This is a genomic window from Zobellia laminariae (genome assembly GCF_030553095.1).
GTDB lineage: Bacteria > Bacteroidota > Bacteroidia > Flavobacteriales > Flavobacteriaceae > Zobellia > Zobellia laminariae.
Map to the genome: position 1 here is coordinate 1,366,628 of NZ_CP130738.1, position 20,209 is coordinate 1,386,836.

The 20,209-nt window shown below is 38.0% G+C and carries 18 protein-coding genes and 2 pseudogenes; 13 read left to right on the top strand and 7 right to left on the bottom strand.

Translation table 11 applies throughout. The features are described 5' to 3' along the window. Nucleotide 1 precedes the first annotated feature (1 nt). From Q5W13_RS06545 to Q5W13_RS06560, 5 genes are read left to right on the top strand one after another with little or no spacing between them, the layout of a single operon-like run. A complete protein-coding gene (locus Q5W13_RS06545) occupies nt 2-463 on the top strand; it encodes a DUF1801 domain-containing protein (protein ID WP_304445776.1) in 462 nt (153 codons plus the stop codon). Nucleotides 464-522: 59 nt separating this feature from the next. Beyond that, the gene (locus tag Q5W13_RS06550) at nt 523-909 is read left to right on the top strand and encodes a VOC family protein (RefSeq protein ID WP_304445777.1); all 387 of its coding nucleotides are present in this window, start codon (nt 523-525) and stop codon (nt 907-909) included. 51 nt (nt 910-960) lie between these two features. Further along, nucleotides 961-1,359: a YtxH domain-containing protein gene (locus Q5W13_RS06555; RefSeq protein WP_304445778.1), complete on the top strand. Its 399-nt coding sequence runs from the start codon at nt 961-963 to the stop codon at nt 1,357-1,359. A 23-nt stretch (nt 1,360-1,382) separates the two neighbouring features. Beyond that, nucleotides 1,383-1,517 (top strand): GNAT family N-acetyltransferase, encoded by a 135-nt coding sequence (locus Q5W13_RS24685; RefSeq protein WP_368662452.1) that lies wholly within the window; start codon nt 1,383-1,385, stop codon nt 1,515-1,517. Further along, nucleotides 1,498-1,884: a GNAT family N-acetyltransferase gene (locus tag Q5W13_RS06560; protein WP_368662453.1), complete on the top strand. Its 387-nt coding sequence runs from the start codon at nt 1,498-1,500 to the stop codon at nt 1,882-1,884. Before Q5W13_RS24685 ends, Q5W13_RS06560 begins: the two co-directional genes overlap by 20 nt. Before the next feature lies 1 nt (nt 1,885). Here the strand turns inward: Q5W13_RS06560 and Q5W13_RS06565 are convergent. The 4 genes and pseudogenes from Q5W13_RS06565 to Q5W13_RS06580 form a co-directional block, all read right to left on the bottom strand. Then, nucleotides 1,886-3,708, bottom strand: a pseudogene (locus Q5W13_RS06565) (GNAT family N-acyltransferase). A gap of 88 nt (nt 3,709-3,796) precedes the next feature. Further along, nucleotides 3,797-5,045, bottom strand: a pseudogene (locus Q5W13_RS06570) (aspartate kinase). A 75-nt stretch (nt 5,046-5,120) separates the two neighbouring features. Further along, complete coding sequence (locus tag Q5W13_RS06575; protein ID WP_304445779.1) at nt 5,121-5,456, bottom strand: avidin-fold protein; 336 nt, start codon at nt 5,454-5,456, stop codon at nt 5,121-5,123. Between the two features lie 15 nt (nt 5,457-5,471). Continuing rightward, nucleotides 5,472-5,948: a GNAT family N-acetyltransferase gene (locus Q5W13_RS06580; RefSeq protein ID WP_304445780.1), complete on the bottom strand. Its 477-nt coding sequence runs from the start codon at nt 5,946-5,948 to the stop codon at nt 5,472-5,474. A 110-nt stretch (nt 5,949-6,058) separates the two neighbouring features. Here Q5W13_RS06580 and fbp point away from each other — a divergent pair, with 110 nt between their 5' ends. After that, a complete protein-coding gene (gene fbp, locus Q5W13_RS06585; protein WP_155597938.1) occupies nt 6,059-7,069 on the top strand; it encodes a class 1 fructose-bisphosphatase in 1,011 nt (336 codons plus the stop codon). A 140-nt stretch (nt 7,070-7,209) separates the two neighbouring features. Here the strand turns inward: fbp and Q5W13_RS06590 are convergent, their stop codons facing one another. Next, nucleotides 7,210-7,632, bottom strand: a complete 423-nt coding sequence (locus tag Q5W13_RS06590; protein WP_155597937.1) for a tellurite resistance TerB family protein — start codon at nt 7,630-7,632, stop codon at nt 7,210-7,212. A gap of 148 nt (nt 7,633-7,780) precedes the next feature. Here Q5W13_RS06590 and Q5W13_RS06595 point away from each other — a divergent pair, with 148 nt between their 5' ends. The 3 genes from Q5W13_RS06595 to Q5W13_RS06605 all read left to right on the top strand — a co-directional run bounded on the left by Q5W13_RS06595 (nt 7,781) and on the right by Q5W13_RS06605 (nt 12,955). Then, a complete protein-coding gene (locus Q5W13_RS06595; protein ID WP_304445781.1) occupies nt 7,781-8,815 on the top strand; it encodes a ligase-associated DNA damage response exonuclease in 1,035 nt (344 codons plus the stop codon). 62 nt (nt 8,816-8,877) lie between these two features. After that, nucleotides 8,878-10,479 carry an ATP-dependent DNA ligase gene (locus Q5W13_RS06600; RefSeq protein WP_304446472.1) on the top strand — a complete coding sequence of 534 codons (1,602 nt, stop codon included), beginning with the start codon at nt 8,878-8,880 and terminating at the stop codon, nt 10,477-10,479. A gap of 7 nt (nt 10,480-10,486) precedes the next feature. Beyond that, nucleotides 10,487-12,955, top strand: a complete 2,469-nt coding sequence (locus Q5W13_RS06605; protein WP_304445782.1) for a ligase-associated DNA damage response DEXH box helicase — start codon at nt 10,487-10,489, stop codon at nt 12,953-12,955. Between the two features lie 77 nt (nt 12,956-13,032). On the opposite strand, the gene Q5W13_RS06610 is transcribed toward Q5W13_RS06605, so the two are convergent. Further along, nucleotides 13,033-13,467, bottom strand: coding sequence for a lipocalin-like domain-containing protein (locus Q5W13_RS06610; RefSeq protein WP_304445783.1), 435 nt, complete (start codon nt 13,465-13,467; stop codon nt 13,033-13,035). A gap of 76 nt (nt 13,468-13,543) precedes the next feature. Between Q5W13_RS06610 and pdeM the strand changes: the two genes are divergently transcribed. Together pdeM and Q5W13_RS06620 are read left to right on the top strand one after the other, a co-directional pair. Continuing rightward, nucleotides 13,544-14,209, top strand: a complete 666-nt coding sequence (pdeM, locus tag Q5W13_RS06615; RefSeq protein WP_304445784.1) for a ligase-associated DNA damage response endonuclease PdeM — start codon at nt 13,544-13,546, stop codon at nt 14,207-14,209. A gap of 72 nt (nt 14,210-14,281) precedes the next feature. After that, complete coding sequence (locus Q5W13_RS06620) at nt 14,282-15,082, top strand: TspO-related membrane protein (RefSeq protein ID WP_304445785.1); 801 nt, start codon at nt 14,282-14,284, stop codon at nt 15,080-15,082. 15 nt (nt 15,083-15,097) lie between these two features. On the opposite strand, the gene Q5W13_RS06625 is transcribed toward Q5W13_RS06620, so the two are convergent. Further along, nucleotides 15,098-16,447, bottom strand: a complete 1,350-nt coding sequence (locus Q5W13_RS06625) for a dihydrolipoyl dehydrogenase family protein (protein ID WP_304445786.1) — start codon at nt 16,445-16,447, stop codon at nt 15,098-15,100. Between the two features lie 301 nt (nt 16,448-16,748). On the opposite strand from Q5W13_RS06625, the gene Q5W13_RS25715 reads away from it, so the two are divergent. Together Q5W13_RS25715 and mfd are read left to right on the top strand one after the other, a co-directional pair. Next, nucleotides 16,749-17,306, top strand: a complete 558-nt coding sequence (locus tag Q5W13_RS25715; RefSeq protein ID WP_438364178.1) for a hypothetical protein — start codon at nt 16,749-16,751, stop codon at nt 17,304-17,306. Nucleotides 17,307-17,327: 21 nt separating this feature from the next. Next, nucleotides 17,328-20,153 carry a transcription-repair coupling factor gene (mfd, locus tag Q5W13_RS06630; protein WP_497582305.1) on the top strand — a complete coding sequence of 942 codons (2,826 nt, stop codon included), beginning with the start codon at nt 17,328-17,330 and terminating at the stop codon, nt 20,151-20,153. The last annotated feature ends 56 nt before the right edge of the window (nt 20,154-20,209 follow it).

Here is a 20,209-nt window from a genome sequence, read left to right on the forward strand (position 1 = left end):
TATGAAATACGAAGCTGATTCACCCGAGGCATATATTAATCAACTTCCCACAGAACGTAAAGAAGTTATTTCAAAATTACGAAAGACAATTTTAAAGAGTTTACCAATAGGCTTCAAAGAACAAATGAGCTATGGTATGTTGGGTTATGTTGTTCCACATTCTATTTATCCAAATGGCTACCATTGCGACCCAAAACTTCCTCTTCCATTTATAAATTTGGCCTCGCAAAAAAACTTTATAGCACTATATCATTCTGGCATTTATGCGGATCAAAAATTGTATGACTGGTTTGTTACCGAATACCCAAAACATTGCAAGCGTAAACTTGACATGGGCAAAAGTTGTATTCGATTTAAATCAATGGATGATATTCCATATGAACTCATTGCCACACTTACTAAAAAGGTGAGTGTTAAAGATTGGATTACCTTGTATGAGAAAAATACCAAACCCAAGAAATAACAACATTCAAATTCAACCATAATTCCCAATCATTTTTTATAAAAACTTTAAATAACAATATGAAAAACAGAGTTACAGGCTTGGGAGGCTTCTTTTTCAAAAGCAAAAATCCTGATCAAATAAAAACGTGGTACAAAGAGCATCTTGGCCTTAATACCGATCAGTATGGATGTACTTTTTGGTGGAAGGATAAAGAAGGCAACGATTGCTCTACACAATGGAGCCCCATGAATGAGGACACTACATATTTTAAACCCAGTAAAAAACAATTTATGATGAATTTCAGGGTTGAGAACCTTGTTGAATTGCTTGAAGTGTTGAAAAAAGAGGGTGTTACCATAGTTGGAGAAATAGAAGAATATGATTACGGTAAAGTTGGATGGATTTTAGACCCAGAAGGAAATAAGCTAGAACTTTGGGAACCAATAGACAAGGCCTTTTTGTAATCCAAAAAAACTAATTACATTTAAAATATTATAATCAACAAAACCAATAGGATGGCAGACGAGAATAAAGATTTTGGAAAAGACTTTGCTGATGATGCCAAGAAAGCGGCAGATGATTTTAAAGAAGAAGTAAAGAAAACTTTTGACCCCAATAGTCCGGACAACGGAAAAGTTGTGGCCATTATAGCTCACCTAACTATTATAGGTTGGGTTATAGCACTTATAATGAACTCTCAGAACAGAACTGAGTTTGGGAGCTTCTACATTCGCCAAACACTCGGAATTTGGCTGCTGACCATTGTTTTGGGTATCATACCTATTGTGGGTTGTTTTGCAGCTGTAATAGGAATTGTATTGATTATTATGAGCTTAATAAATGCAGCCAGTTACAAAATGGACCCAACAGTTGTTGTAGGTGAATATTTTCAGGATTGGTTTAAAAGTCTATAAAACAAACCTTGTACCCTCAGAAAATGATTGTAATAGAACTAAGAGCCATGTTAGCTGAAGATTGGCCATCCGTTTCTAAAATATACTCTGAAGGGATGTCCACGGGCTATGCTACTTTTGAACAGCAAACACCATCTTATGAAGCCTTGGTCTACTAATCATCTTAAAAAGTGTAGACTAGTTGCTTTTTTAGGTGACAAATGTATGGGGTGGGCAGCACTTTCTCCTGTATCTAAAAGAGCGGTGTATAGTGGCGTTGCAGAAGTAAGCATATACATATCAACACATGCCCAAGGAAAAGGCGTAGGTTCTAAATTAATGCAAGCTCTAATTATGCAAAGTGAAGAAAGTGGCCTTTGGACATTGCAGTCAGGGATATTTCCTGAAAATAATGGCAGCATTAAACTTCACGAAAAAATGGGTTTTAGATATATAGGAAAACGCGAACGAATTGCCCAAAGAGATGGTATTTGGAAAGACAACTTATTATTTGAAAGAAGAAGTAAAATAGTTGGGACTAATTAACTTAATCCTGCCCTTCTACGTTTTCTTGAGACTCCATAAATTTACGCTCCAATTCTGCCTGAAACTCTTCCATAACAGGTTTTACAGTACTTTGTGGTAAATCTGCAATCTTAATGTACATTAACCCATCTATTGCGTTGTTGAACAATGGATCTACGTTGAAGGCTACTACTTTCGCATTTTGTTTGATGTACTTCTTAATCAATACTGGCAACCTAAGACTTATGGCTCCACTTCATCAATCAGCTTATCAAATTTATTTAAATCAGCTTGAGTTTCATCAAAAACAAACTCTTTATCGGCATCCTTAAGTTTTACCTTAAATTCCTTTTTAGGGCGCACATATTGGGCTACGTAGGGATCCCAATAGTTACTTTTCATGAACTCAATCATTAAAGATTTAGAGAAATTAGAAAACTGATTACTAATACTCACTCCACCAATTAAATACTTATGCTCAGGATGTCTTAATGTTGTGTGCACAATTCCCTTCCATAATAAAAATAAAGGCATTGGTTTTAACTGATACTCTTTTACGATATAAGCCCTACCCATTTCAATAGAATGGCTCATCATATCAAAAAGCTCGGGTTCAAAACGAAAGAGGTCCTGCAAGTAGAAACCATTAATCCCGTGTTTGGCAAAAATCTCTGACCCAAGACCCATACGGTAGGCTCCTGCAATTACCTTTGCTTCATTGTCCCATAAAAACATATGGTGATAATAAGAATCAAACTTATCAATATCTATGGAGTTATTGGTGCCTTCTCCAATTTCACGAAAGGTAATCTCCCTCTGACGTCCAATTTCTTGAAGGGTAAATGGTATTTCATTGGCCGGTGCCAAGAACACCTCGTAATTTTTGCTCTGCAATAATCGCCTGTCATTTTCAACAAGCCTTTCTATTTCAGATTCAATAACCTCAGAAGCTACTGGCTGAACTATTTTTCGCGGTTGTTTTGGTAATTTTAAAGAAGTAGGTATTTGGTCTATCAACCTCTCTTTTTCATAGGCATTGGCAAGTATATACGTTTTTTTACGCAGCAGTTCCGTATACTCTTCCAAAGTTTTTTGCTCATTCTGCGTTGCTACAGAAATGGGTTGGCCAATCCGTACCTTAATAGGCCTATTTCTCTGAGAATACACTTCAGATGGCAACTTTGCCGTTCTAAAAACTCCGCTGATTTTCGCAAGGCGATAAAACAACTTACTGTTTTTAGCATGAAAATATATGGGAACAACAGGAACTTCTGCTTTTCTAATAAGTTTAATGGCAGTTTCTTCCCAAGGTTTGTCTACAGCAATTTTACCTTCTTTTTTTGTAGACACTTCTCCAGCAGGAAAAATACCAATTGGGTGGCCTTCACTTAAATGCAACATAGCATTTTTGAAACCTGCTATACTACTCTTGGCCTCCTTCCGGTCTTCAAACGGATTTACCGGCAATATATATTGAGCTAACGGTTTAAAACGTTGTAAAAGAAAATTGGCCATAACCTTGTAATCGGGTCTGTGGCGAAGCATTAATTTTAACAGAACAATACCGTCCATACCTCCTAAAGGGTGATTACTAACGGTAATATAAGGACCTTCTTTGGGTAAGCGTTTTAGGTCTTCTTCGGGAATTTCATAATCAATCTCATACTCCTCAAGAACTGCATCCAAAAAATCAGGGCCATTTAAATGACTCATTTTATCGTAACGCCTGTTCATGTTAGAAATCTTCGTGACCCTAAGCAATACCCAAGCCGAAAAGGTACCAAAAACTCCGTATTTATCAAGTTTGGTAACTTTGGCCACTTCTTTCGCGGTCACTAAACCCATAGTTCATTATCAATTAGGAGACCGCTAAGATAGGAAAAACGTAAGAGGAGAATCCCTTTTTAACAAATTTAGACCTACAACGATAAGATTACTTTACGACTAACTGTAAAGTCTCTTTACCTCTTTGTTCCAATAAAACTTCATGTCCGTTTTGCAAAGACTCAATTGCTTTTTCGTCAAAATGTCTAATAGTATAAAGAGATACACCTTCATGATGTGCAACTTTGAATCTACTTTTTAGAAGGTTCAAAAGGTCTTCCAGCCTACCAAAACGATTATCAACACAGACTGAAAAACTAATTGCCGAATTCTGAATTAGGCCAACTTTCATCTTATGGTCGTGGAACAATTTAAAAAGTTCACTGATACTGTCTTCTACGATAAACGAAAAATCTAAGGATGACAACTTCATCAGGACTTGATCTTTCTTAACTATAAAACAAGGTACTTTTGGTTCTATACCTACTCCTTTACCTACGGTAGTACCTGGGTCCTTTGGATTGATAAATGATTTTACGTGAAGCGGAATTTCCTTTTGCTGTAACGGCTGTAATGTTTTTGGGTGAATTACCGAAGCTCCGTAGAAAGCAAGTTCAATTGCCTCACGATATGATATATTATTAAGTAGTTGCGTTTCCGTAAAATAACGTGGATCGGCATTTAAAACTTAAGACATCTTTCCATATAGTAACCGAATCCGCATTTAAGCAATAAGCCAAAATAGCCGCCGTATAATCGGACCCTTCCCTACCTAAAGTAGTTGTAAAATTATTATCGTCACTCCCCAAAAAACCCTGGGTTATATTCAATTTAGATTTATCAATACCTTTAGATATCGTTTCTTGGGTCTTTTCCCAATTCACGGAAACATCACGGTAAATATCGTTGGTTTTTATAAAGTCGCGAATATCTATCCAATTGCTCTTGATCCCTACTTCGTTCAAATAAGCATTAAGTATGGTTGTAGACACCAACTCTCCATAACCCACAACCTGATCATAAACAAAGTTATAATTAGGCGATTTGTTCCACGCTAGAAACCCCTGAACCTCATCAAACAAGCCTTTTACCTGAGCATAAACTTCATGATTGGCATTTGGAAAAAGATCTTTAAGTATTGCATCATGATATGCTATAGTTTCCTGAAAAGCAGCTTTCAAAGCAGACTTATCACTAAAATAAGCGTTAACCGTAGCTTCCATAGCATTCGTGGTCTTACCCATTGCAGATACGATTACGATAGTATTGTCATGACCTGTTTGCTCTAAAACACTAACTACGTTTTTTACTCCATCAGCATCTTTTACGGATGCACCACCAAACTTAAATACTCGCATATTCTTGAATCTTTATTCTTATTTCCGCTTAATGGAAAAAGTATTTTTTTCTTATTTCTTTATGTTGAAAAATGGCTAAAGCTCTTCTAGTATAGAGTTGCCTTTAGACCTGTCTCCAGAAGTCCACTGCCAGCTTTCGTGCAATCTTATTTTTCCGTCTTTGGCAATCTCTGGTTTTGACGAACAAAAACCGGTCATTAGCTCACCATCACTATTAACTTGATGATAACGCATATCTATATTTCCATCGTCACCTACCAACCCAATAAGGTGCCCCTTTACTATTTTTCCTCCAGCGTATTCAGAAGTAAGAATATTTCCGGTCTGTTGGTAATGAAAAATAGTGTCTTGGGTAGTTTCCCCATTATTGGAATTCTGTAAGGGTCTAAACTTCTTACCATCGTAATTCATAAAAAACCGCTCTTGTTAAAGGTTCAAAAATGCTTTAATTCCGTTTTCATCTAATTGAACTACGTCCCAATCACGCATAACTCGTGCACCATTTTTTTCGTAGAAAGCAATAGCAGGTTCATTCCAGTCCAATACCTCCCAACAAATTCTCCTTACCCCAAGGTTATTCCCATATTTCACTACTTCCTTCAAAAGCGCACTTCCTAATCCGCTACCACGCATTTTTTCCGTTACGATAAGATCTTCTAAGTGAATGATTGGTCCTTTCCATGTAGAGTACCTTGGATAGACCAATGCCATACCTACTATTTCACCATTAATTTCACCAACGAAACAATGGAAAAGTTTTTTCTCACCAAAACCGTCTTTTTTCAAATCGTCTACGGTTACTTCTACCGCATTAGATTCTTTTTCAAAAATAGCCAGTTCCTTAATAAGGGTCAGTACTTGTGACATATCACCCTCCCGTGCTTCTCGAATTGAATAGTTCATAATTGTTACAAATAAAACACAAAGTTATAAATTTAAAAGTTCAAATATAAACCAAAGAGTCATAGTTTCACAAAATTGCCGATATTTGTGGTCAAATAAACAGTCTATACATGCACACTAAAAAAAACCAAACTCTCGGGGAATTTATTATTGAAAACCAAGATTCGTTTCAATATTCCTCCGGTGAGCTTTCTAAATTGATCAATGCCATTCGTTTGGCGGCAAAAGTGGTCAACCACGAGGTTAACAAAGCAGGCCTAGTAGATATACTTGGCAAGGCTGGAGAGACTAATATTCAAGGCGAAGACCAACAGAAATTAGATGTATTCGCCAATGAAAAATTTATAAATACATTAGCCAACCGAGAGATTGTTTGTGGAATAGCCTCTGAAGAGGAAGACGATTTTATATCTATAAACAGTAACGATGAGCGTAACCAGAATAAATATGTGGTGCTAATTGACCCATTAGACGGCTCGTCTAACGTAGACGTAAATGTTTCTGTGGGTACCATTTTTTCAATTTACCGAAGAGTTACTCCTGTAGGCACACCTGTTACCTTAGAAGATTTTCTACAACCCGGAAACCAACAAGTTGCAGCAGGATATGTTGTTTATGGAACATCTACCATGCTTGTTTACACAACAGGAGATGGTGTAAACGGATTCACATTAAACCCTGCTATTGGCACTTTTTATCTATCACACCCTAACATGCAATTTCCTGAGGACGGAAGCATTTATTCCGTAAACGAAGGAAAATACATGCATTTTCATCAAGGGGTAAAAGATTATATCAAATATTGCCAAGAAGAAGAAGGTGACAGACCTTATACTTCTAGATATATTGGCTCTTTAGTATCTGATTTCCATAGAAACATGATTAAAGGTGGTATCTATATGTATCCTAAAAGTAGTGTAACCCAAGAAGGTAAACTACGTCTGTTATACGAATGTAATCCTATGGCTTTTATAGCTGAACAGGCAAACGGGATAGCTACAGGTGGTAAAACGCGTATTATGGATATTAAACCAACAGAGTTACACCAACGTGTTCCTTTCTTTTGTGGGAGCAAAAATATGGTAAATAAACTTCAAGAATTCTTAGAGAAATACCATTAATAAGTGACTTAGAGGGTATATACTATCTTTCTACATAGCAGACGCCCAGTGGCTAAGAAAGCCTAAGAATTCATGGCGGTTTGAAACAAAAAAGCCCCGTAAAAATTTAAAATTTTTACGGGGCTTTTTATATAATTTCCTTAGTGTTTCAAAAGATATACATAATCTTCAAAATCTATTCGGCCACTAAAAATAGCTACGGATTTCTCAATTACCTTATCAGCTTGATCTCCTGAAAAGCCCAAACCAATAGCATACTTCTTCAATAGTACCATTTCCTCATTGTCTATATGATGGTCCGAAAAAATAATTCGAAAAAGATCATAAACACGCTCAAGTCTATTTTCTGATGTATGTGGTGGGTCAATAGGATATTTATTATCCTTTTTCAACACCTCCATATACTCAGCTTCAGTAATATCTAACTTAGCCGCAAAGCGGTCCAACATACTTTTTTCTTCTGAGCTTATTTCACCATCTACACTAGCCAAAGTTGCAATAGCTGCAAAATGAGCTAGGTTTCTCCTGTGCTCACCACTACTATATAAATCTGCGATTGCCATAAATATCAATTTTATTGGCAGCAAATATAATTTTTTTAGAGGTCATTCACCTCTTACTGAATGATTATTTTGGTGCCTAAATTAGGTACGATGTGCATACAGATAAGGATATGCGTCATTTTAGAATATTCCGTAACTTTCAAAAACTATGAAAAATCCCCTTCTTGAATTCACCGATAAAGGTATCTATTGCAGTGCTGCCAAGGTTTATTTAGACCCATGGAAACCTGTAGATAAGGCCATAATATCTCACGGTCATGCAGATCATAGTAGATGGGGACATAAACAATATATTACGCATCATAGAAATGTTCCTATAATTAGCCATCGTTTGGGCGAAATTAATGTGACGGGAAAAGAATGGGGAGAAACTTTCCTAGTCAATAATGTGAAATTTACCTTATATCCGGCGGGACATATTATTGGATCTTCCCAAATTAGAGTAGAACACAAAGGTGAAATATGGGTGTTTACCGGCGATTACAAAACAGAACACGACGGTATATCAACTCCCTATGAATCTATTAAATGTGATACTTTCATAACCGAATGTACTTTTGGCCTACCTGCTTTTAAATGGACACCTCAGCAAGAGGTTTTCGAGAATATCAATCAATGGTGGGCAGAGAACAAATCTGAAGGTAAAACTTCAATTTTATTCGGGTACAGTTTAGGCAAGGCACAACGCCTTCTAAAATATCTTGACACCGATATTGGAAAAATATACACGCATGGTGCCATTGAAAACATGACCCAAGTATTGCGCCCTTTAGTAGATTTCCCTGAAACGACCCTGATTACCAAGGATACCAAGAAAGAAGAACTATTGGGAAACATTGTTTTGGCTCCACCAAGTGCCCATGGAAGTACGTGGATCCGTAAAATGGTGCCATACGTTACGGCTTCCGCAAGTGGCTGGATGACCTTTCGCGGAGCACGCCGTCGTCGGGCCATTGATAAAGGTTTCGTTTTGAGCGACCATTGCGATTGGCAAGGACTTTTATCCAGCATTGAAGCCACCGGAGCAGAAAAAATTATCTGCACTCACGGGTATACAGAAATATTTTCTAGATACCTCCGCGAACAGGGTTATGACGCGCGTACCGAAGAGACCCAATATGGAGACGAAGAGGATAATGCGACTACTGATGAAACAGCAACTTTAGAAAAGCAAGCATCATGAAGCAATCACAACATACTTCGGAGATTGACGGCCCAGCAACCATTGCTTCAAATGAACTTGGCATGAGAGGTTTTGCCTCGCTCATTAAAACACTGGACAGCACCAATAAAACCAATGTAAAGGTTCAGGCCTTAACGGATTATTTTTTGGTAGCAAGCGATAAGGACAAAGTTTGGACTATAGCCATCTTATCACATCGTCGTCCTCCACGCCCTGTAAATACAACCTTATTGCGCGAATGGGCTTCTGAATTGGCGAATATTCCCCTTTGGCTGTTTGAGGAGAGCTATCATATTGTGGGCGATTTGGCAGAAACCATTGCCCTGATTGTTCCTTCGAGCAAAACATCCACAGAAAAAACACTGACCCAATTTCTAGAGGAGATGATTTCGTTGAAGAAGAAATCAGACGTCGACAAAAAAACCTACCTCTTTGAGAACTGGAAAGTCCTTGATTACTACGAACGTTTTGTTTTTACCAAGCTGATTACCGGAGGATTTCGTATTGGTGTCAGTCAAAAATTAATGACCCGAGCCTTGGCCAAGGCAACTGAAATAGATGAGGATATCTTGGCCTATAAACTCATGGGGAATTGGGACCCGAATACAATCACTTTCCAAGAGCTTATTCTGGAAGAGAATGAAAGCGATTATCTATCCAAACCCTACCCCTTTTATCTGGCCTACGCCATTGAAAATGAACCAGAGGATTTAGGCGATGTTACCCATTGGTCCGCCGAGCATAAGTGGGATGGTATCCGTTCACAGGTAATCCTTAGAAATGATGAGCTGTTTGTCTGGAGCCGTGGTGAAGAATTAGTAACCGATAAGTACCCGGAATTCAACCTATTCATTCAAAAAATACCAAACGGTACTGTCATTGACGGAGAAATATTGCCCTATATAGATGGGCAAATAGGCACCTTTAATGATTTACAGACACGCATAGGTCGCAAAACGGTTTCGAAGGCTTTACTAAAGAAAGTCCCCGTTATTTTAAAGGCCTATGATATTTTAGAATGGGAAGGAAAGGATATTAGAAACAAACCTTTTACCGAACGTAGGGCTATCTTGGAAAAATTATTCAAGGAAATAAACCATACTGACTTACCTTTTCACCTCTCGGAAACCATACATTTTAATTCATGGGAAGAGGCCGCCAAGGAAAGGGAACGTTCCCGTGAAATGTTCAGTGAAGGGCTTATGCTAAAACATAAGGATTCCCCTTATTTAGTCGGTCGAAAAAAAGGCGATTGGTGGAAATGGAAAGTAGACCCTTTGACTATTGATGCCGTGCTTACCTATGCCATGCGAGGACATGGTAGGCGTAGCAATTTATTTACGGATTACACCTTTGCCCTCTGGAACGAGAATGACGAAGGTGAAAAAGAACTGGTAACCTTTGCAAAGGCCTATTCAGGTTTAACCGATGCTGAGTTCAGAAAGGTAGATGCCTGGATCAAGAAAAATACGCTGGAACGTTTTGGACCGGTACGCTCGGTTACGCCCCACCATGTTTTTGAAATTGCCTTTGAAGGCATTGCCTTATCAAAGCGCCATAAAAGTGGCGTTGCCACTAGATTTCCAAGAATATTGAGATGGAGAAAAGATAAAAGCATTCACGAAGCCAATTCCTTAGAAGATTTAAAGTTGATGATTCCCTAGCCTATACATGAATAGAGAAGAACTTTACCATATTGCCCAAAATTGGTTCGACCAACAGAACTGGAAGCCCTTCAAGTTTCAAAAAGATACTTGGAAAGCCTTCCTTCAGGGTAAAAACGGATTATTGAACGCTCCAACAGGGAGTGGTAAAACTTATGCTCTTTGGTTTCCAATTGTTCTGAACTACATCAAAAACAATCCGCAGTACAAGACCAAGCACAAAAAAGGATTAAAAGCGATATGGATTACCCCATTACGGGCCCTTTCCCAAGAAATTAGACAATCCGCAGAACGGGTCACTGCCGATTTGGAAACGCAAATGACCGTTGGCATCCGCACTGGGGATACGACCACCAAAGAACGGGCAAGTCAAAAAAAGCAAATGCCCGATTTGCTGATTACCACGCCCGAAAGCCTACAACTCTTACTGGCCACAAAAGGCTACGATAAAATTTTCAAGGACTGTTCTGCTATTGTAGTTGACGAGTGGCACGAGCTGTTGGGCACCAAACGTGGAGTTCAGATGGAACTGGCCCTATCCCGACTGAAAACCATTTCAAAAGACCTTCGTATTTGGGGAATTTCCGCAACCATAGGTAATCTGGAACAGGCACGAGATGTATTGCTCGGCCCCGAAACGGAAGCCTTAGAAAACTCGGTGATGATTAGGGCGAATATTAAAAAGAAAATCACCGTTAAGAGCATCATCCCAAAAAAAATGGAAACCTTTCCGTGGCGCGGGCATTTAGGATTGCATTTGCTTGAAGATGTTGTTCCTATAATCAACAACAGCAGAACTACCCTGCTTTTTACAAATACGCGTAGCCAATGTGAAATATGGTTCCAGAAAATTCTGGAAAAACATCCTGAATATGCAGGTGATATAGCCATGCATCACGGCAGCATTAATAAAGATACCCGCAATTGGGTAGAGAATGCCATCAGAAACGAAGAGCTTAAAGCTGTTGTCTGCACTTCTAGTTTGGATTTAGGGGTTGATTTTGCACCCGTAGAAACTGTTGTACAAATAGGCGGCCCCAAAGGGGTAGCTCGTTTTCTACAACGGGCCGGCCGTAGCGGACATCGCCCTGGGAAGGAAAGTGTGATTTACTTTTTACCCACCCACGCCATTGAGCTTATTGAAGCTTCAGCCCTGCAGCAAGCTGTAAAGAAAAATGCAGTAGAAGACCGCATGCCCTACCTCAACTGCTACGATGTACTGCTGCAATATTTGACTACGCTGGCTATTTCTGACGGATTCTATCCTGATGAAATTTATGAAGAAGTCCGTCAGACTTTCTGTTATCAAACTTTGACCTTAGACCAATGGCAATGGTTGCTCAACTTTTTGGTTATGGGCAGTCAGAGTTTGCAGTCCTATGACGAATACAAGAAAGTGGAAGTTGAAGAAGACGGAAAATTTAAAGTAAATAACCGTGGCGTTGCCATGCGGCACCGTTTTCAGATTGGTACTATTGTGGGCGATGTCAACCTTACCGTTCGTTATCAAAAGGGAGGATATATTGGCTCCATAGAAGAGTTCTTTATTTCGAAATTAAATAGAGGCGATGTTTTTACGTTTGCGGGAAGAAACCTAGAATTTATCAGAATAAAGGATATGCAGGTACACGTACGTAACTCGACCAAAAAGACCAATAAAATTTCTAGTTGGTCCGGAAGTCGTATGACCCTATCCGCCCAGATGTCTAAATTACTACGAGAAGAACTGTATACTTCCAGTGAAGATAAAAAATACCAATCGGTTGAAATACGTTCATTAGCCCATATATTCGAGCGTCAACGTCGTGAAAGTATTGTTCCCAAACCCAATGAATTCCTAATCGAAACCTTTAAAACCCGAGAAGGATACCACCATGTTTTCTATCCTTTTGAAGGACGTTTTGTTCACGAGGCCATGGGCAGTCTTTTGGGCTATCGCATCAGCTTATTATCTCCTATTACCTTTTCACTAGCATTTAACGACTATGGTTTTGAGTTGCTTTCTGACCAACAGATAGACATACAACAAGTCCTAGATAATGATTTATTTACAGCTGAATATTTACTGGACGATTTACAAAAAAGCCTGAACGCCACAGAAATGGCCCGTCGTAAATTTCGGGACATCGCAATTATAAGTGGTATGGTATTTACTGGCTATCCAAACAAGGGCGTTAAAATGAAACATTTGCAAAGTAACTCACAATTACTTTTTGAAGTTTTCCGAGATTACGAACCAGAAAACCTACTCTTTCAACAAGCTTTTACGGAAACCTTTCAGCACCAGCTGGAAGAAGGGCGTTTGCGGCTTTCCCTAGAACGTATTGCTGAACAGGAGATTGTTTGGAAACCATGTGAAAAAGCTACTCCTTTTGCCTTTCCATTAATTACCGACCGTATGAGTAGGGAGAAATTATCTAGTGAAAAACTAGCTGACCGTATTAAACGTATGTCTGCCATATTGATGAAGAAATAAAAAAAAACCTGCTAAAACATATAAGTTCTAACAGGTTTAAAATATCTAAGTGATTGAGCTAAGCTCAATTTTACAGACTATTTCCTAACGTAAACATATTTGTTAACATCTGTTTCTCCTTCGTATTCATCTACAGCTGTAATAGTAAGTTCATTTCCTGAAATTGAATATTCAAGAACGTTCTCATCACTATCAGTAACAATTAATATTTTACCAGAAGAAGGTAGTGACCATTCGCCTGACTCTAAACCATCTTCATCTATAGCACATTCATTCTCATTTCCATCAACTGGATTGTAATCTATCAAATCATAGATTCCATCAGATTTAAAAATAATTGTTTCTTCTAAATCGCAATTATCAAGCTCGTAAGTTTCACCGTTTTCAAATTCTGCCGTAAGTTGCCAAGAGCCCATTAGAGAGTTTTCCGGGCTATCTTCACTATCATCATCACTACAAGAGGTAAAGAAACCAAGCGTCAGCGCACTAAATAAAATAAATACTTTTTTCATAAGGTAAAAAATTTGGGTTTTTAATTATGATTTTTTACAAAACGGTTCACTTCTCGATTTATTATCTTTATCCATCATGGTGCAAGATTTAGAAATACGTTCTCAACATTTTATTATGCATCCGTCCGGAGTTCTTTTTTGGAAGGAAAAATCAATGCTACTGATTAGTGACGTGCATCTAGGAAAGATTTCACACTTTAGAAAATTTGGAGCGGCCGTACCCCAAGCTGCAGTGTTGAAAAATTTTGAAACGATGGATAGGGCCATCAATTTCTTTCAACCAGAGATTATCGTCTTTATGGGAGACCTTTTTCACTCTTCATTAAACAAAGAATGGCAATTATTTGAAAAGTGGGTTAGCACTGTTATTTCTGAAATCATCTTAGTTGCCGGCAACCACGATATCATTTCCCCACTTAAATATGAAGATTTGGGAATACGAGTTGTTTCGGAAATACAACTAGACGGTTTTTTGTTGACGCATCACCCAGAAGAACGAGAAGGTTTTTTTAATTTCTCTGGACATATTCACCCTGCAGTTCGTTTGCAAGGCTTGGGTCGCCAATCCGTACGATTATCTTGCTTTTTTAAATCAGACAATCAGATGATTTTGCCCGCTTTCGGAACCTTTACAGGAACTCATGTTTTAGAACCGGAAGCCAACAACGAAATATTTGCTTTAACCGATGAAGAGGTCTTTCAGGTTCAGTTCAAGGAATCTCGTCGAAAAAAACGGTATTGAATAAGTCCGTTTTATTTCAGTTTGAATCAATTGCCTTTTAGCCGTTAACGTACATTTACAAAAATTACTTTTATGAAAAAGAGTCTGGCCTTACTCAACTTGTTTTCTGTTTTATTCGTTATTGCCGTTAATTACATCTCCCAGATGTACCGGTTAAACGATACTACTATTGGTGAAATAAGCCGTAGATATGATAACCTATTTACTCCTGCCCCGTATGCTTTTTCTATTTGGGGCATCATTTTCTTAAGCCTTCTAGCATATGCTATATTCCAAGTAAAACGAGCCTTTTTCAGTAAAAAAGAAAGCGACTTTATTACTGAAACCGGATATTGGTTTTTTATCGCCAACATTCTAAATGCTTCTTGGGTTTTAGCTTTTGCATTTGACTACACCGGAATTTCTGTGTTGATTATGCTGGGGATTCTTTTTTCGCTCATCAAAATTATATTAAATACCAATATGGAAAGATGGGATGCTCCCGTTGAAGTTATTGCCTTTGTTTGGTGGCCTATCTGTTTGTATAGCGGATGGATTGCAGTGGCAACCATTGCCAACATTTCTGCATACCTCACAAAATTAGGTTGGGAAGGCGCACCTCTTTCTAAAGTATCATGGACTATTATTCTAATTGGTATTGCCACAATAATTAACCTTGCTATGACTTGGAAACGTAATATGCGCGAATTTGCACTAGTTGCCGTATGGGCCTTTGTTGCTATTTTCGTTCGGCATAAAGACACCTATGAAATTGTTGCGTACTCCGCACTTACAGCAGCTATTATCCTATTTATTTCTTCTATGGCTCATGCTATGAAAAACAAAGAGACCAGTCCCGGTAAAAAGCTAAAAGAACGATTACAAAATCATTAAGTATTCAAGATTACTTTACACCATAGATTTAATATCATTAGACCACGATGGGTAAGTAAAAATGGTCTGTTTTATTTGTTTAGCGGTCATACTATGGTTTATAGCAAGTGCAAATAAATTAATAGTTTCACCTGCGGCAGGACCTATCAAGTGGGCTCCCACAATTACATTTGTACGTGCGTTTAATAAAAGTTTATAGGCATACACTGGTGCGTTGATACGCTTTGCATTGAACCCATCGGAAATCGATCTATAATTGACCACTACATTTTTATATCGACTTTTTGCTTCTTCTTCCGAATATCCTACTGACGCTAAGTTTGGCAACGTGAACACCACTGATGGAGTAACCGGAATCTCTAATTTTTTCTTATTTCCTTTAATGATATTGATGCCCACCACATTTCCCTCTTTACTAGAAAGCGGTGTTAACGGCAATCCTTTATCAGAAACATCGCCACAGGCATATACATTTGCATTACTCGTGCTTTGCAAATAATCATTTGTCTCAATTCCGTTCTCATTAAAAGTTATATTTCCTTTCTCTAGTTGTAGTTTTGAAATTGCGGGAACCCTTCCTGCGGTATTAAAAACTGCCTTTGTTTTTAACACCTCTGTCTTGCCTTTTTTCTCAAAAGATACTTTTAGATTTTTTGCTCCTTTCTTTAAACTAATAATTTTCGCGTTAAAAATAAATTCGATTCCCAACTCCTTAGAATAGGCTGTCAGCTCTTTAACCAAATCTGCATCAAAGGCTTTCAATGGCTTCTTACCAGAATCTATTACAGTTACATCTGCCCCAGCCCTAGCTGCAATATGTGCAAATTCCATTCCCACATATCCAGCTCCAATGAAAGTGATTCTTTTGGGTAACTTTTTCTGACTTAAAAAATCATCGCTAGTTTTTAAATGTTTGCTTCCCTTAAAATTCAATTCGCGTGGCTCATAGCCTGTAGCAATTACAATTTTATCTGCCTGAATAATCTTTCCCTCTACCGAAAGCGTATTCTCATCTATAAATTTTGGAGATTGATGGTACATGTCAATTCCCAAGTCCCTCATTTTTTTCTCCGTAGATTTCGGAACAGTTTGCGAAAAATCCTCTTTAAAACTCATCAACTTTTTCCAATTGAGTTCAGGAACATCCTTGATGCCTTTCCCTTGAAGATTTTTACTTGCTTCTATAACTTCTGTTGCTCCCAACAATACTTTTTTGGGGTCACAACCTCTATTGGCGCAAGTACCGCCATATTCTCTTTTATCAGAAATACCAACTTTTAGTCCTGTCTCCACACTGGCTTTTGCAACCGTTTGTCCCGCAACTCCACTTCCTATAACAAAGACATCATATTTTTGTTCTTTCATCTTTTGGATATTATTTTAATCTGGAACCCTCTTTTCCAGATAATTGAATCTCCTCATTTAACACGAATTAAATGAATCCTTCCCGTCTAATTATTGACGCAACAAAACAAACATGACTAACTTTAATCTGTCAATATTTAATAACGCACAAAAAGCAATTCATAGGGCATAAAAACTTAAAGGGAGTTCGCTACCTTTGCTTTTCAAAATTTAGAGACCTGTTTTATTCTCAGGTCTAGATATTATCATCTTGGACGAGCCAGTAAAGCTGACTTTGTTTGAGTTCTTAAAAAACTAACGGTTGACGCAATCTTCTATTCAACAACTGTTTTCTCAGTCTTCGCAAACGCGAAAACTGCAGGATACTATTGCCCAAAAATTCCCGGCAAACGCAGAAAAAAATCAAAATACCGATCACGCAATTATTTTAAAAGGACTCACGGGTTCTTCTTTGTCTTTTGTGTTTTCTGATATTTTTCAACATTCAGATAGGCCATTTCTTTTAATTTTCAACGATAAGGAAGAAGCTGCTTATTATCTGAATGATTTAGAACAAATTATAGGAGAGAAAGATGTGCTTTTCTATCCCGGAAGTTACCGTAGGCCTTACCAGATTGAGGAGACGGACAATGCCAATGTTCTTTTACGTGCCGAGGTTCTTAACCGTATCAACTCACGTAAAAAGCCGGCTGTAATAGTTACTTACCCAGATGCTCTTTTTGAAAAAGTGGTTACCCGCCGTGAACTTGAAAAGAACACGCTAAAGGTTAAATTGAATGACACCCTCTCACTGGACTTTTTAAATGAGGTGCTTTTTGAGTACAAGTTTAAAAGAGTAGATTTTGTTACCGAGCTATAGGAATTCTCCGTTCGCGGAGGTATAGTAGATGTATTCTCATTCTCTAATGATGAGCCTTACCGTATAGAGTTTTTTGGTGATGAAGTAGACAGTATTCGTACGTTTGATGTAGACACACAACTCTCTACGAGTAAAGTGAACAAAATAAACGTTATACCTAACGTAGCAAGTAAATTCTTGGAAGAAAACAGGCAGAACTTTCTAGAGTATGTCTCTTCTGACACTATAATTTTTGCTAAAAACACAGATTATATATTTGACCGCTTAGATGATTTCTTCGCAAAGGCTATTGAGGCGTTCTCAAAATTATCCGAAGATATTAAGCACGTAGAGCCCGAAGCTCTTTTTATGAATTCTAAGAGCTTTAAAAAGCAACTAAAGGCTTTTGCTCTTTTAACTACAGAGACTTCTACGTCATCAGAACTGATTGGTAAGGCTGTAACCGTTCAATTCAATACACATCCTCAACCTTCGTTCAATAAAAAATTCGATTTATTAATTGAAAACCTGAATGCTTACAAAGCTAGAGGGTATACCAATTACATTTTTTGCGCTAGTGATCAACAGGCAAAACGCTTCCATGCTATTTTTGAAGAAGTAAACGAGCATGTAGATTACAAGACCATAGTTACACCGCTTTACCAAGGTTTTATTGATGATGACCAAAAATTGGTTTGTTATACGGACCACCAAGTATTTGAGCGTTACCACAAATTCAACCTTAAGAATGGATACGCCAAAAAGCAGGCAATTACACTAAAAGAACTCAACAAGCTTGAAATAGGAGATTACGTCACCCATATTGATCACGGTATTGGCAAATTTGGCGGACTTCAAAAGATTGATGTAGAGGGCAAAAAGCAAGAGGCCATTAAATTAGTTTACGGCGAACGAGACATTCTATATGTTAGCATTCATTCGCTTCACAAAATATCTAAGTTTAACGGTAAAGACGGTGCTGCACCAAAAATTTACAAACTAGGTTCTGCTGCTTGGAAAAAACTTAAGCAAAAAACCAAGACCAGAGTCAAGAAAATTGCTTTTGACCTAATAAAGGTTTATGCCAAGCGAAGGTTGGAAAAAGGTTTTCAATATGACCCTGATAGCTACTTGCAAACTGAACTAGAAGCTTCCTTTATTTACGAAGACACTCCAGACCAAAGCACTGCTACCGAGGACTTTAAAAAGGATATGGAAAGTGAGCGCCCTATGGATCGCCTTATTTGTGGTGATGTAGGTTTTGGTAAAACCGAGGTTGCTATTCGTGCTGCTTTTAAAGCTGTTGATAATGGCAAACAGGTTGCCGTGCTTGTACCTACTACAATCCTCGCCTTTCAGCACCATCGTACTTTTACAGAGCGATTAAAAGAAATGCCGGTAAACGTAGATTACCTAAACCGTTTTAGAACGGCAAAAGAGCGTAAAGAAACTTTAGCAAAACTTGAAGCTGGCCAAGTAGATATTATTATTGGCACACACCAATTGGTGAATAAAAACGTAAAGTTCAAAGACCTAGGGCTCCTCATTGTTGATGAAGAGCAAAAATTTGGGGTTGCGGTAAAAGATAAATTAAAATCTATAAAAGAAAATGTTGATGTCCTAACATTAACTGCCACGCCTATCCCTAGAACATTGCAATTTAGTTTAATGGCAGCACGGGATCTTTCAGTCATTAAAACGCCACCACCTAACCGATACCCTATTGAAAGTAGAGTAATTCGTTTTGGAGAAGAAGTTATCCGTGATTCTATTAGCTATGAAATACAACGTGGCGGACAAGTGTTTTTTATTCATAACCGAATTGAAAATATTAAAGAGGTTGCTGGTATGATTCAACGCTTGGTACCAGATGCCAAAGTAGGTATTGGACATGGCCAAATGGATGGTAAAAAGCTGGAAAACCTTATGCTGTCCTTTATGAACGGTGAATTTGATGTTCTGGTTTCCACAACCATTATTGAAAGTGGGCTAGACGTTACCAACGCTAATACTATCTTCATTAACAACGCGAACAATTTTGGTCTGAGCGATTTGCACCAAATGCGTGGCCGTGTTGGGCGAAGCAATAAAAAAGCTTTCTGTTATTTTATAACTCCACCTTATGAATCAATGACTCCTGAAGCCAGAAAACGTATTGAGGCATTATCTCAATTTACAGAACTGGGTAGCGGGTTTAACATTGCCATGAAAGATTTAGAGATTCGCGGTGCGGGAGATTTATTAGGAGGAGAACAAAGTGGTTTTATAAATGAAATTGGTTTTGAAACCTATCAGAAAATATTAGCGGAAGCTATTGACGAGCTGAAAGAAAACGAATTCAAAGACCTTTACGAAGAAGTAGAAGGACATCAAGAAAAACCTTTTGTAAAAGAAACGCAGCTAGATTCCGACTTTCAACTGCTCTTTCCTGATGATTACATCAACAACATTACTGAAAGACTTACTCTCTACACCGACTTGAATGATGTTGCCGATGAAGAAAGCCTGCTAAAATTTGAAGCGCAATTAATAGACCGCTTTGGAGAGATTCCTATTGAGGCAGAAGATTTACTTAATTCTGTTCGTGTAAAATGGATTGCGAACAGTATTGGTATTGAAAAGGTGGTTATGAAAAAAGGCAAGTTGATCGGTTATTTTATTTCAGATCAGGAATCACGTTTTTATCAAAGTCCAATTTTCACTAAGGTCCTTCAATTTGTGCAAAACCATCCACAGCTTTGTAAGGTCAAAGAAAAGCAAACTAGAAATGGGCTTCGATTAATCTTAGTATTTGAACGAATAACCTCGGTAGAGAAAGCATTAAAAGCTATGACTCCTTTTAAAGAAACGGTAGTAGCAGTTTCATAGAATGTTTTTAATCAACTATATTAGGTATGGCTAAAACAGATTGCGTTTTGGCCATA